The organism is Actinomyces glycerinitolerans (assembly GCF_900098745.1).
Taxonomy (GTDB): domain Bacteria; phylum Actinomycetota; class Actinomycetes; order Actinomycetales; family Actinomycetaceae; genus Actinomyces; species Actinomyces glycerinitolerans.
Map to the genome: position 1 here is coordinate 366951 of NZ_FQTT01000001.1, position 13360 is coordinate 380310.

Annotated in this window: 12 protein-coding genes; 5 read left to right on the forward strand and 7 right to left on the reverse strand. The window is 71.3% G+C overall.

All coding sequences use genetic code 11. The features are described 5' to 3' along the window. Positions 1 to 67: 67 nt before the first annotated feature. Positions 68 to 886 carry a LysM peptidoglycan-binding domain-containing protein gene (locus tag ACGLYG10_RS15495; RefSeq protein ID WP_083565290.1) on the reverse strand — a complete coding sequence of 273 codons (819 nt, stop codon included), beginning with the start codon at positions 884 to 886 and terminating at the stop codon, positions 68 to 70. 220 nt (positions 887 to 1106) lie between these two features. Between ACGLYG10_RS15495 and lexA the strand changes: the two genes are divergently transcribed. Continuing rightward, on the forward strand, positions 1107 to 1910 hold the full coding sequence (gene lexA / locus ACGLYG10_RS01465; protein ID WP_073327282.1) for a transcriptional repressor LexA: 804 nt from the start codon (positions 1107 to 1109) through the stop codon (positions 1908 to 1910). A 136-nt stretch (positions 1911 to 2046) separates the two neighbouring features. Here lexA and ACGLYG10_RS01470 read toward each other — a convergent pair whose 3' ends face one another. From ACGLYG10_RS01470 to hflX, 3 genes are all read right to left on the reverse strand, one after another. After that, positions 2047 to 3036 carry an L-lactate dehydrogenase gene (locus ACGLYG10_RS01470; RefSeq protein ID WP_395994421.1) on the reverse strand — a complete coding sequence of 330 codons (990 nt, stop codon included), beginning with the start codon at positions 3034 to 3036 and terminating at the stop codon, positions 2047 to 2049. A gap of 125 nt (positions 3037 to 3161) precedes the next feature. Next, a complete protein-coding gene (locus tag ACGLYG10_RS01475; RefSeq protein ID WP_244542545.1) occupies positions 3162 to 5078 on the reverse strand; it encodes an ATP-dependent DNA helicase in 1917 nt (638 codons plus the stop codon). Between the two features lie 185 nt (positions 5079 to 5263). Further along, positions 5264 to 6913, reverse strand: a complete 1650-nt coding sequence (hflX, locus tag ACGLYG10_RS01480) for a GTPase HflX (RefSeq protein ID WP_073327285.1) — start codon at positions 6911 to 6913, stop codon at positions 5264 to 5266. Between the two features lie 106 nt (positions 6914 to 7019). Between hflX and ACGLYG10_RS01485 the strand changes: the two genes are divergently transcribed. From ACGLYG10_RS01485 to ACGLYG10_RS01500, 4 genes are all read left to right on the forward strand, one after another. Next, the gene (locus tag ACGLYG10_RS01485) at positions 7020 to 8513 is read left to right on the forward strand and encodes an MFS transporter (RefSeq protein WP_244542526.1); all 1494 of its coding nucleotides are present in this window, start codon (positions 7020 to 7022) and stop codon (positions 8511 to 8513) included. A gap of 48 nt (positions 8514 to 8561) precedes the next feature. After that, positions 8562 to 9173 carry a class I SAM-dependent methyltransferase gene (locus ACGLYG10_RS01490; RefSeq protein ID WP_073327287.1) on the forward strand — a complete coding sequence of 204 codons (612 nt, stop codon included), beginning with the start codon at positions 8562 to 8564 and terminating at the stop codon, positions 9171 to 9173. 191 nt (positions 9174 to 9364) lie between these two features. Next, positions 9365 to 10072, forward strand: a complete 708-nt coding sequence (locus ACGLYG10_RS01495) for a hypothetical protein (protein ID WP_073327288.1) — start codon at positions 9365 to 9367, stop codon at positions 10070 to 10072. Between the two features lie 33 nt (positions 10073 to 10105). Further along, positions 10106 to 11152 carry an XRE family transcriptional regulator gene (locus tag ACGLYG10_RS01500; protein WP_073327290.1) on the forward strand — a complete coding sequence of 349 codons (1047 nt, stop codon included), beginning with the start codon at positions 10106 to 10108 and terminating at the stop codon, positions 11150 to 11152. 35 nt (positions 11153 to 11187) lie between these two features. Here the strand turns inward: ACGLYG10_RS01500 and ACGLYG10_RS01505 are convergent, their stop codons facing one another. The 3 genes from ACGLYG10_RS01505 to ACGLYG10_RS01515 form a co-directional block, all read right to left on the reverse strand. Further along, positions 11188 to 11964: a PhzF family phenazine biosynthesis protein gene (locus ACGLYG10_RS01505; protein ID WP_073327291.1), complete on the reverse strand. Its 777-nt coding sequence runs from the start codon at positions 11962 to 11964 to the stop codon at positions 11188 to 11190. 20 nt (positions 11965 to 11984) lie between these two features. After that, positions 11985 to 12467 (reverse strand): 2-thiouracil desulfurase family protein, encoded by a 483-nt coding sequence (locus ACGLYG10_RS01510; protein ID WP_073327293.1) that lies wholly within the window; start codon positions 12465 to 12467, stop codon positions 11985 to 11987. A 196-nt stretch (positions 12468 to 12663) separates the two neighbouring features. Continuing rightward, positions 12664 to 13359: an ATP-dependent Clp protease proteolytic subunit gene (locus tag ACGLYG10_RS01515; RefSeq protein ID WP_073327295.1), complete on the reverse strand. Its 696-nt coding sequence runs from the start codon at positions 13357 to 13359 to the stop codon at positions 12664 to 12666. Position 13360: the final 1 nt, after the last annotated feature.

The following is a 13360-nucleotide window of genomic DNA, read 5'->3' on the forward strand; positions in this document are numbered from 1 at the left end:
ATGCTTCCGGCGCGCGGATCCGCAAGCGTTTTACCGGGCGCGAGCCCGTCGAACGTGCAGGAGCGGCTCAGCCGGCCGGGACGATGAGCGTCTGTCCGGGCTGCAGGGTGGAACTGGTCAGCCCGTTGAGATCGACGATCTGCGCCATGACCTCGTTGACGTCACCGGCGCCGGTGGCCACGGCGACATCCCACAGGGACTGGCCGGACTGGACGGTGGCGGTGGTGGTCTGCGCCGGGGCGGTGCTGAAGCCGGAGACGACGATGCCGCCGGCCACCACCAGGACCGCCGCCAGCACCAGGGCGCCGACGACGAGCAGGCGACGTACAGCCACGGGCAGGGCCGCGCGCTCGGCCGACCGCTTAGCGGCCACCTGCTGCGCGGGCCGGCGTTCCTCCCCGCGCTGTACCGCCGCAGTCGGCACTGCACGACGCCCGGCCGGAGCCGGTACCACCCGGGTCCGAGCCGGCACCTGCGCCGACGTCGCGCGAGACCGCGCAGCCGGTGCCGGAGCCTGCGACTGTAGGGCATCCGCCTGCGGAGCCGACGCCGCGCGCCCGAGCCGCGCACGGCTGCGCGAGCGCACGGCCGGGTGAGTGGGAGCCAGCTCCTCCAGGGACTGCCGCCGACGCCGCGGAGCAACCGGACGCCGCATCACCTCCGGCGGCGCAGCGACGCGAGGCGACCCCGACGTCGCCTCGGGGTCGGCCTCGACGCCGCCGGTGACCAGACGCAGCCGCGGACGGGGCGCGGGGACGCCTTCGGGTTCGGTGGAACGTGCGGCACTGTCGGTGGCAGCGCCGACCGCAAACAGCCTCGAGCCGTGGTGATCCTCGGCAGAAACCAGCCGGAGACGCGGCGGCACTGGGGCGGCGAGAGCACTCATGGAAGCCTCCTAGAACACACGTTCGACGAACGTCTGTTCGATAGATTACCGGTTCACGTCCGACACGTCCAGAGCGTTTTCGAACACATGTTTGATCGCCCGGACGATCGGCCGTAGTCTTGACGAGACAAGGCCATCACGGGCCACCGACATGAATTCGGGCTCCTTAACCGGCACCCGGCCCCGGGCCGCCGGCAGCCCGGGGAGTGAGGGACAGGCGATGAGCGCAACCACCCGCCGGACGGGCCGCCGCGGCACAGACACGGCCCCCGCCGCGGCGCCACCCGTTTGCGACGCCGATTCCGCGCTCTCCACCGCCGAGGCCCTGGAGTCCCTGGACGCGCGCGCCCGCGCCGTCTACGAGTCGGTATGCGAGGCGGTCGCCGCCCACGGCTACCCGCCCTCCATGCGAGAGATCGGCGCCCGAGTCGGCCTGACCAGTCCCTCCTCGGTCAAGCACCAGCTCGACAAGCTCGAGCGCCTCGGCCTGGTGCGGCGCGACCCCAACCGGCCGCGCGCTCTGGAGGTCGTGGCTCCCGCCGTCGAGCCGGGCTCCGACTCCGGCGCCTCCGCGCCTGCGCACGCCACCCCGGCCCTGGAGCCGTCACTGCCGGTGCTGCCCGGCGTAGCCGATGGGGAGGCCGTGGCCGTGCCGCTAGTGGGACGCATCGCGGCCGGCGCGCCGATCCTGGCCGAGCAGGAGGTCGAGGACGTGCTGGCCCTGCCCCGCCGCCTGACCGGCGACGGCGACCTGTTCATGCTGGAGGTCCACGGCGACTCCATGATCGACGCGGCCATCTGCGACGGCGACTGGGTGGTCGTGCGCGCCCAGCCGGATGCCGACAACGGCGACGTGGTGGCAGCGATGGTCGAGGACGTCGACGGCGCCTCCGCCACCGTGAAGGTGCTCTCCCGCAAGGACGGACACCAGTGGCTGCTTCCCCGCAACTCCGATTACGCCCCCATTCCGGGCGACGAGGCCACGATCATGGGCAAGGTCGTCACCGTCCTGCGGGCCCTCTGAGCGGAAACCCAGGCGGAAACGTGCGCGTGCACGTCGTTCTGATTTGATCCGCGTAAAGCCATGCAGAAGGGGCCGACCCCCGTGGGGCCGGCCCCTTCATGCTTGCAGACGACGCTACGGCCGCCGCGACGGGGACTCAGTAACCGAGCCCGCGAGCCACCTCGCGCAGGCGCTCGGCGGAGGCGGTCAGCCGATCGCGCTCGTCGAGGGTGAGCGGCAGCTCCAGGCGGCGCCCGGCACCCTCACGGCCGACGATGGTCGGCACCGCCATGCACACGTCGGAGATGCCGTGCCAGTTGTTCAGCAGCGGAGAGATGGTGAGCACGCGCTGCTCATCGTTGAGGATGGCCCCGATGATGCGGGAAACCGCCAGGCCGACGGCGTAGTTGGTCGCGCCCTTCCCCTCGATGATGCGGTAGGCGGAACGGACCACGTCGTGGGCGATGCGGTCGCGCTTCTCCTGATCGAACACCCCGCCGTCCAGGGTCTTGCCCCACTGGGTGATCGGCACGCCACCGATCTCGGTGGAGGACCACAGCGCCACCTCGGAGTCGCCGTGCTCGCCGGCGATGTAACCGTGGATGTTCTGGGTGGCGGTGCCGGTCTCAAGGGAGACCAGGTAGCGCATGCGCGCCGTGTCCAGCACGGTGCCGGAGCCGAAGATCTGGTTCTCGGGCAGCCCGGTGATCTTCTTGGAGCAGTAGGTGACAACGTCGACCGGGTTGGCCACCAGCAGGAAGATGGCATTGGGGGCAACCTCGACCAGCTTGGGCAGGATCTTCTCCATGATGCCGACGGTCGCGCCGGCGAGCTCGAGGCGGGACTGGCCGGGCTTCTGCTTAGCACCGGCGGTGATGGCCACGACGTCCGCGTCACGGCAGATCTCCGGGTCGTCCGAACCGGAGACGGCGCCGGCGGAGGTGAACTGAATGCCCTGGGCGATGTCGAGAGCCTCCGCCTCGACCTTCTCCTTGACGATGTCCTGCAGGACGATCTCGCGGGCGACGCCCTTGGTGACACAGGCGTAGGCGAGCGTGGAACCAACCGCGCCGGCACCAATGATGGCGACCTTGGAGGGACGACCGGAGCGGGCCGTCGGGTACGAACCTTGAGCGCTGTTGGTGATGGTGGTGTCTGACACTGTGTTCCTCCGAATCTGGACGGTTGTCAGGTTGGTGAGCTGGCCCACCCACGGCCTAGGGTACGCGGTCGATCTCGGCGCCGCACGGGTACCGGAAAAATCCCCCGGATTCACTTGCCGGCCGCCAGCCGCCCCAGCGCCCCCAGGACGACGTCGCGGTCCCGGGTGGGCCACAGCGGCGGCATGGAGCGGGCCAGGAACGCCCCGTAGCGGGCGGTGCGCAGCCGCGGGTCCAGCACGGCGACGACGCCACGGTCGTCGGCCCGGCGCACCAGCCGCCCCGCCCCCTGCGCCAGCAGCAGGGCGGCGTGGGTGGCCGAGACGGTCATGAAGCCATTGCCGCCGGCGGCGGTAACGGCCTCACTGCGCGCCTGGGCGACCGGGTCGTCGGGCCGGGGGAAGGGAATGCGGTCGATCACCACCAGCCGGCAGGTGCGCCCGGGCACATCCACGCCCTGCCACAGCGAGAGGGTCCCCACCAGGCAGGCGTCCTCATCGGCGGCGAAGGCCTCCACCAGGGTGGGCAGCCGGTCCTCCCCCTGCGCGTACACCGTCAGGTCGGTGCGCTCGCGCAGCAGCGCAGCGGCGTCGTCGGCGGCCCGCCGGGAGGAGAACAGGCCGAGCATGCCGCCGCGACTGGCCTCGGCGAGCGCCACCACCTCCTCCAGGGCCTCCGCGGAGATGCCCGTCCCGGGGCGCGGCAGGTGGGTGGGGGTGTACAGGATGCCCTGGCGCGCGTAGTCGAAGGGGGTGCCGACGTCGAGTCCCTCCCAGTCTGCGTCGGCGAGCGTGAGCCCGAGGGCCGCCGCCATGGGGTTGAAGCTGCCGCCCAGGGCCAGGGTGGCGGAGGTCAGCACGGCGGCGCGGTCGGCCAGCAGCGTGTCGGCCACCGATCCGGCCACGTCGATGGGTGCGAGGGTCAGGCGCGGCGGATCGGCGCCCATGCGCGGGCGTTCCACCCAGGCGACGTCGCGCCGCTGCGCCACCGAGTCGGAGGTCATGCGCTCGACCACCTCCGTCATGTCGGCAACCGCGGTGCGGGCCAGGGCCACTCCCCCGGCCTCGGCGCCCGCCTGCCCGCCGCCCTGGTTCGCCGCGCGGGCGGCCTCGCGCACGTCGGTGAGCACCTGCCGGCAGGCGGCCTCCAACAGGGTGAGGGCGTCCGCGAGCGCCGGCGGCAGCCCATCGGCCAGGCGCCCGTCGGGCAGTTCGGCCAGGGCCAGCTGCAGGGTCTGCCCGGCCTCCTCCAGTTCGTTGACCAGCACGCCGGCGTGGCGGCGGGCGGTCGCGGCCACGCGTGCCACCGCCGCCGCGGACAGGCTGGCGGTGCCCTGGGAGCGCACCCGGTCTGCCAGTTCATGGGCCTCATCGACCACCAGCACCTCGTGCTCGGGCAGCACACCGGGGTTGCCGGCCACGGCGATGCCGAGCATGGCGTGGTTGGTGACCACCACGTCCGCCTCCGCGGCTGCGGCGCGGGCGAGCACGGGGAAGCACTCGTCATGCAGGGGGCAGCTGCTGCCCAGGCACTCTGCGGCAGTCACGGACGCCTGCGCCCAGGCGCGGTCGGAGACGCCGGGCACCAGGTCGTCGCGGTCCCCGGTGTCGGTCTGTTCGGCCCAAAGGCGCAGGCGCACCACCTGCTCACCCAGGCTCTGCTCGGCGCCCTCGCCGATGCGGGCGCGGGGTGCGGCCGCGGCGGCGGAGAAGAGGGTGTCGGCGTCGTCGTCGGGGTAGCCACCGGCCAGGCGGTGGCGGCACAGGTAGTTCTGCCAGCCCTTTAGCAGGGCGACGCTGGGGCGGACGCCGGTGGTGCGCTCGACGGCGTCGGCGGCCAGCGGGGCGTCCTTGGTGAGCACCTGGCGCTGCAGGGCGAGGGTGGCGGTGGACACGACGGTGCGTTCGCCGGCGTCGACGGCGTGCACCATGGCGGGCACCAGGTAGGCCAGCGACTTGCCGGTGCCGGTGCCGGCCTGCACCAGCAGGTGACCGCCGGAGGTGATGGCCCGGGTCACGCGGCGGGCCATCTCGATCTGTCCCTCCCGCGGGCTGCCTCCGAGTGCGTTCACGGCGGCGTCCAGTGCGGCCCGGGTGCGCGCCTGCTCCGTCGTACCCGACGCGCCCGGGTCGGCCGGGGACGTGCCGGCCGGGGCGGCGGCGTCCTTTTCCGCCCGGTCCGCCGGGGCGGGCGCACTCATCTCGCGCACGGCTCTCACCCGGCGTCGACGGCGGTCAGTTCGGCCGCCAGGGCGGCGTCCACGCGAGCGACCACGTGTGTGCCGGCCTCCACGTATTCGACGGCGGTGATGTCGCCGTCGGCGTGTACGCGGGAGACCAGGTCGCCGCGCGAGTAGGGGACAACGACGTCCACGGCCACGTCCGGGCGCGGCAGCATGGCCTCGATGCGGCTGCGCAACTCCTCAAGCCCCTGGCCGGTGCGTGCGGAGACGACCACGGCGCCGGGCAGGCGGGTGCGCAGAGCGGCCAGGGTGACCGGGTCGGCGAGGTCGGCCTTGTTCAAGGCGATCAGTTCGGGCACGTCCAGGGCGCCGGGGATGTCGGCCAGGACGGCGTGGACGGCGGCGATCTGGCCGAGCGGGTCGGGGTGGGCGGCGTCAACGACGTGCAACAGGACGTCCGCCTCGGCGACCTCCTCCAGGGTGGAGCGGAAGGCCTCGATCAGTTCGTGCGGCAGGTTGCGCACGAAGCCGACCGTGTCGGTGAGGGTGTAGATGCGCCCATCGGCGGCCTCCGCCTTGCGGACGGTGGGGTCCAGGGTGGCGAACAGGGCGTTCTGCACCATGATGTCGGCGCCGGTGAGGCGGTTCATGAGGGAGGACTTGCCGGCGTTGGTGTAACCGGCGATGGCGACCGAGGGGATGGGGCCGCGGCGCCGGGAGCCGCGCTTGACCTCGCGGGAGGGGGCCATGGCGCGGATCTCGCGGCGCAGCTTGGCCATGCGCTGGCGAATGCGGCGGCGGTCCAGTTCGATCTTGGTCTCACCGGGGCCGCGCGAGCCGATGCCCTGACCGCCGGCGACGCGTCCGCCGGCCTGCCTGGACATGGACTCGCCCCAGCCGCGCAGGCGCGGCAGCAGGTACTCCAGCTGCGCCAGCTCCACCTGGGCCTTGCCCTCCCGGGACTTGGCGTGCTGGGCGAAGATGTCCAGGATCAGGGCGGTGCGGTCCACGACCTTGGCGTCCACCACGTCCTCCAGCGCGCGCCGCTGGGAGGGGGCGAGCTCACCGTCGATGATGACCGTGTCCGCGCCGGAGTCGGCGACCATCTGGGCCAACTCCTTGGCCTTGCCGGACCCGAGGTAGGTGGCCGGGTCGGGGTGGTCGCGGCGCTGAATGAGGGCGTCGAGCACCTCGCTTCCGGCGGTCTCGGCCAGGGCGGCGAGTTCACGCAGGGAGGTCTCGGCGTCCTGGGCGGCGGTGGTGTACGCGGCGCCGTTGGGGTGCGGGCCGGCCGGATGCGCGTTCGCCCCGGCGCGGCCGCCCGCCGCGCCGGGCTGGGGCAGTTCGAGGCCGACGAGGATGACGCGCTCGAGGCGAACCTGCCGGTACTCGACCTCGCTGATGTCCTCCTGATCGGTGGACAGTCCCACTACGCGGCGGGTGCCGGCGCGGGCCTCGCGTTCTAGGGCGCCGGCGTCGGGCTCGTGGTACTGCGGGCGGCCGGAGGTGGAGGCCAGGGCGGTGCCGGCGCGGGAGCGGACCCGGGAGGCGAGCGCCGCGGCGGGGTCGGTGTCGTTGGGAAGACCGGCATCGTTGTCGGCGGTGACGGCGCCGTCGGCGCTGTCGTTGACGGCAGGGTTGGCGTGGTCGGCGGAGTGGCTGTGGTGCTGCGTGTTTTCCATGCGGACTCAAATGCTACTGCCTGGCCACTTCCCTGCCGAGTGTCCGCGGGACCCCGTTCGCCGTAGGCGGTCGCGCCGACCGCAGCCGCGTCGATACGCTCGGGCGGTGAGTTCCCGCGAGTCCGACGTCCCGGAGACCGGTGGCCCCGCCGCAGCCGACGGCCTCGCCTCAGCCGACGGCCCCGCCGCGGCCGGCCCCAATCCGGGCGCCGCCGGCGCCGCTGTCCCGGGCGTGCCGTCGTCGTCCCCGCAGCCGTCGCTGCGTGCCCTGGTGACCACGCCGGTGGGACACCTGGCCACGGCGATGCTGGTGGTCGAACTGCTTGCGGGCATGCAGACCTACATCAACCAGACGGTGCTGCCGCTGGTGGCCACTGATCTGGGCGCCCGCGCCCACTACGGGCTGGTGACGGCCGCCGCCATGGTGCCGACCTTCCTGACCATGCCGCTGGGCGGCAGCATGCTGGCCCGTTGGCGGGCCGACCGGCTGATGACCGTGCTCACCGGCGTTCTCGTGGCCGGGGCCGTCACCGGGGCGCTGGCCCCAAGCGTGGGCGTGTACGTGGCCGGCGAGGTGCTGCGGGGGCTGGCCGCCGGGGCGTTGGCAACGGTGAGCATGGGCGTGCTGGTGGTGGGGCTGCCGGAGACGTGGCGGCGACTGTATCTGGCGGCGGGCTCGGCAACCTGGATCGTGTCCTCCATCCTCGGCCCGGGCTATGCGGCCGCGGTCTCGCAGACGTGGGGCTGGCGCTGGGCGCTGGTCGCCTACGTGCCGCTGCTGGTGGCGGCACGGCTGGTGATGGCCCGTGAGATCCGCGGGCTGCACGTCGAGGACGACGAGGCCCGCCCCCCGCTGGTGCCGGCGCTGGCGATGGCGGCCGGGGTGGCGGGCATCGGGGCGGTGCCGGCGGCGTCGGCCTGGTTCGCACCCGTCGGGGCGGCCGGGTTGGCGGCGGTGGTGTGGGCCTGCGCCCGGGTGTTCCCCACCGGGACCATGCGCCTGGCGCCGGGACGGCGGGCGGCCCTGGCCACGCTCGCCTGGCTGTGCGCCACCTACTTCACGCTCGACTACCTGGTCTCGCCCGCCGCCCACGACGTGCTGGGCCTGGGCCCGGCGGCGGTCGGCTGGGCGCTGACCTGCGCCGGGCTTACCTGGTCCTCGATCGCCATCTGGACGGCGGCGCATCCCGCCCGCGAGCCGCGCCGCTTCCAGGCACGCGTGGACGCGGGCGGGGCCTGCTTCGCCGTCGGCGGCGCACTCATGACGCTCACCTTCGCCGGAGTGACACCCTGGTGGTGCCTGCACATCGGCTTCGCCACGGCCGGAACCGGGATGGGCCTGACGCACCAGGACACGATGATTCGCTGCGTGACCGCTCCGGAGGACCTGGGCGGGACGCCCGACGATATCTCCCAGGCGCGTATCGCCACCTCCGTGACGGTGGCGAACGCAGCCGGCGCCGCCACCCTGGGAACGCTGACCACAACCTTCGTTGCCCCAACCGCGGCCGGCGTGCAGGCGGACCTGCTTGTTCCGACGACGGCGGTGCTCACCCTGGCACTTGCCCTCACCCCGCTGCTGGCCCGCCGAGCTGCCTGAGCGGGCCGATCATGACCGGCCGAGCGCGCGCCCGGTAGGGTCGGGCGCGTGAGCGAGCAGCACTACTTCACCGCCTCCCCCGACGCCCCCGCCGAGGAGCGGCGCCACCACTTCGTCATCCGCGGCACCGAGCACGACGTGACCACCGCGTCCGGCGTGTTCTCCGCCGACCGGCTGGACCTGGGCACGCGCGTGCTGCTGCGGCAAGCGCCCGAGCCGCCGCAGACGGGCACCTTCCTGGACCTGGGCTGCGGCTGGGGGCCGCTGACGCTGGCCCTGGCGGACGCCGCCCCACAGGCCACCGTGCTGGCGACGGACGTCAACGAACGCGCCGTCGAGCTGACCGGCCGTAACGCCGTCGAGGCCGGGCACACCCGCGTGCGCGCCGTGCTCGCCGACGCGCTGCTGGAGGAGCTGCGGGGCTCGGGCACCCAGCTGGACCTGATCTGGTCGAACCCGCCCATGCGGATCGGCAAGCCGGCGCTGCACGCGCTGCTGACGGATTGGCTGGGACTGCTCGCCGACGACGGCGAGGCCTGGCTCGTAGTGCAGAAGAACCTCGGCGCGGACTCGCTGGCCAAGTGGCTGGGCGCACAGGGCTGGTCGGCCGAGCGGGAGGCCTCTTCCAAGGGCTACCGCCTCCTGCGCGTCACCCACTGAAGTCCCCACCGAGATCGGTCGAAATGGCTCGCCGCGACCGGCGGTCACATGACGCCCCACCGCTCCCCCACTCCCACATTGCGCCAGCAAGAGCCGTGTTCGTGATCGGGGGACAGGGCTTACCGCACATCGTCTCGGGGGTATAGTAACTTCCGGTTTTGAACACTCATCGGAGAGGCTGAGGCGCGGACATGACCGAGTCATTCCCATTGCAACCGTCGCCCGGAGTGGTCCTCACGGGACAGGCGGCCGCACAACAGCTAACGGCCATGGGGCTCGATGCAGACCTCCTGGCCGAGGCGTGTCACGAGGGGCTTCAGGCCGCCATCAACCAACACACGCCATTCGATCCGGTTATTGCCTTCGGCTTTGAGCACTGGGCGAAGACCGTCAGCGCTGTACGTAAGTATCTGGACAGCCTCGGCTGGCGGGCCCACGACCGCGCCAATGCGCCCCGCTCGGTTAGCCCTAACGAGGAGCTGACCGCCATTGCCGCTATGGGAGGGAACGCCAACACCGGAAACCCGGACAAGCGGCCCGCCAACGCGAGAAGCAAGGGCCCTGTCTTCCGCGACGAAGTTGACGACAATGCCGACCTCTCGCGCATTCAGCTTGCCCACCAGACCGCCCTCGACTTATCCGAAGGCGCAACAACCGCTGATGCCGCCGTGGCCCGGGGTATTCCACTACACACCTGGATACTGTTGTATTTCTGGGATCGCATTGAGAACGTGCTTCGCTGCGAACTCTCGCTTCCCATCGCATGCGACGACGGCATCATCACGCAATGGCATACCCGCATCATTCTGCCGGAAGCACCACTGGAGCCCACTGGTCTCGAAGCCATCCCACAGCGAGGGCCCACCGACGACGTCGACTTCGACGTGGTGGCGCTATAACGCCCATCCCAGCGGCATCGACTCAATCACGACATGTCCATCCACCCCACACGTGTCACGATCGCCCGCGAACGCGGCGGATTGTCCCGGCTAGACCTGGCCACCGCCGTCGGCGTGACCACTCGTACTCTCACAAACTGGGAAGACAGCGGCGCACCCGACAACAGGGCCGAGGCGCTCTCCACCGCCACCGCACAACCCGTGGCATTCTTCCAAACTAATCCCGCCGCCACGTTGACCGATGAGCGGATATTCTTCAGAACGCGCCGCCGTACGAGCGCGGCTCTCCTACACCAGGCCACCGCCCTCGGGTCTCTGGGAATGGAGATGTTCAACGAAATGAGCCGGCGACTTGGCCTGCCTGCGCTCACACTGCCGGAGCTCGATCCGAGCCTGTCCCCCCAAGCGGCCGCTGAGGCGGTGCGCCTGCAATGGGGCTTAGGCGACTTCCCACTGCCGAACCTCGTACAGCTGGTTGAATCCCATGGCATTCGGGTGCTGGGGATCCCGGCAGCCGAACAGGACGTTGACGCCTTCAGTTTCTGGGGTCAGGACGCGCGCCCGTACGTGTTCCTCGCCCGCCGGAAGACGCCGGAGCGGTCCCGCTTTGATCTCGCCCACGAGCTCGGTCATCTCCTGATGCACTCCAGCACTAAGACTGACGACGACGCCACGGACCGGGAGTTGGAACGGGAGGCCAACGTCTTCGCAGCGGCGCTCTTGCTTCCGCCCGATTCCGTGCGCGCGGCGATGCCCTCCGCCCCACCGCTGGATGCAGTCATTGCGCTCGCCCGTCGTTTCGGCACCTCCGCCGTCGCTGCGGCACACTCTGTCCACGACGTCGGAAGGGCTTCTGACTGGGGACACCGCCAACTCATGGCCGAACTCACCCGCCGCGGCTTTGAAACCGGCGAGCCGGGCAGCTCACTCCCCTATGAGCGCTCGCGGATCCATGACGCCCTGGTGAAATACCTGCGCCAGTCTCGGATAACGACGACTGCCTGGGCACGCGCCATTGGCCAGCGCCCCGATGATGTGGCGGCCTTTACCCTCGGACAAGCGCTGTCGGTCGCGCCATAGGCCCTGATCTGCCCGCGCCTAGACGCCGAGCCCATCTACAGCCCCACGATCTCTCCGCGCAGGAAGGTGACCGCCGCGCCCGCCAACGCGCACCGCTCGCCGTCGACCGTGCAGCGCAACTCACCACCGCGCGCGGAGGCCTGCCAGGCGCGGATACGCGACTTGCCCAACTGCTCTGCCCAGTACGGGGCGATGTGGCAGTGCCCGGAGCCGCAGACCGGATCCTCCGCGATCCCTAGCGACGGGGCGAAACTGCGCGATACGCAGTCGAACTCGAGCCCCTGCGCGGTCGCGTGGCACAGCGGCCCCGGCAGCAACTCGACCCGCCCCAGGTCCGGCGTCAGGCCACGGACGGTCGCCTCGTCGTCGAACACGCACAACAGGTCGCGTCCCATCCACGCCTCAGAGGGACGCGCGCCGAGTGCCGTCTCCATCTGATCGGTGACTTCGATGCGGCGCAGCCGGTAGGCGGGGAAATCCATCTCGTACCGGCTCTCGCTTCGACGCACGGTCAGGCGGCCGCCGAGCGTTTCGAAGGAGACGACGTCGTCCCCGGCCCCGAGCTCGCCCAGCAGCACGTGCGCGGTCGCCAAGGTGGCGTGACCGCACAGGTCGATCTCGCCGCCCGGAGTGAACCAGCGCAGGCGCCACGCCGCCCTCTCACGCACGCAGAATGCGGTCTCAGAAAGATTGTTCTCCCGCGCAATCGCAAGCATGAGCTCGTCGGTGGGCCAGGCCTCGGGCAGACAGACGGCGGCAGGGTTGCCCGCGAAGGGACGGTCAGTGAAGGCGTCGACGACGAACTGGCGCATGCGCCAAATCCTAGCGTCGGCTACCGGCGGCGTTCCCGGGCGACTCCCGCGGTTACGACGGCGATCCCGCGACGGCGCAGTGCGGCTGCCAGTACGCCGCAGCCCTGCTTGAGTTTGCCGCTGTGAGTGCCGTCGTAGATGGTGCGCACGCCGCAGGACGGACTGCGCTCCTGCAGCACCGCGGCGGGACAGCCCATCTGCGCCGCCACAACGGCGGCCGCATTGGCGCCGCGAACAAAGGCATCGGTGACATCCTCGCCGTCACGAGTGATCACGCGCGCATGCCCGTCGAGCACGTCTTCGCCGTCGCCACCCACAATCTCGGCAGGCGGCCGCGGGACGGGCAGACCACCCATCAACTCGGCGCACAGGGGCAGGGCCAGCCCCTCGGCAGCCAGGCCGGCGACGTCGCGATCCGGCTTCGCACCGCCGTCGTACCGGCACTTGAAGCCCGCCAAGCATGCGCTGACAACCAGTGGACCGCCCTGGGAGGAAGAATTCACGCTGAACAGCCTAATAGGTCGGCCCGGGTCGGCATCCGATGCGACCATCCGGTCCACGACGGCCGGACAGTCGGAGCATCGTTGGCACCGACCTCGGCGAGAAAGAGGCGGGGCGACGGAACGGGGCGGCACCGGAGAACCGGCACCGCCCCGTCCTGTGGAATTCCGCCCGAGCCCGTGGGCCCGGGGCACGCGCTTACGCCGAGTGCGGCGAGGCGGGCGCCTTGCGGGATGTCAGCACCTGGTCGACGATGCCGTACTCCTTGGCGGCGGCGGCAGTCAGGATCGTGTCGCGCTCGAGGTCGACGTGCACCTTCTCCACCGGCTGACCGGTGTGGGAGGCCAGGGTCTCCTCCAGCCAGGTGCGCATGCGGTCGATCTCATTGGCGATGATCTCGATGTCACTGGCCTGGCCCTGCACGCCCTCCATGGCGGGCTGGTGGATAAGCACGCGAGCGTTCGGAAGCGCCAGGCGCTTGCCGGGCGATCCCGCCGCCAGCAGCACGGCGGCCGCGGATGCGGCCTGCCCCAGGCAGACGGTCTGCAGCTGCGGCTTGATGTACTGCATGGTGTCGTAGATGGCCGTCAGCGCCGTGAAGGAACCGCCGGGGCTGTTGATGTACATGGTGATCAGGCCGTCGGGGTCCTGAGACTCCAGCACCAGCAACTGAGCCATGATGTCGTCGGCGGAGGCGTCGTCGACCTGCACGCCCATGAAGACGATGCGGTCCTCGAACAGCTTGGCGTAGGGGTCCTGCCGCTTGAAGCCGTAAGCGGTGCGCTCCTCGAACTGGGGCAGCACGTAGCGGGCCTGCGGCAGCGACTGCGGGTTGATACCCGCGGCCTCGACCTGCCGGGCGACGGCGTCGAAGTAGGGGCGAGAGCTCGTCATG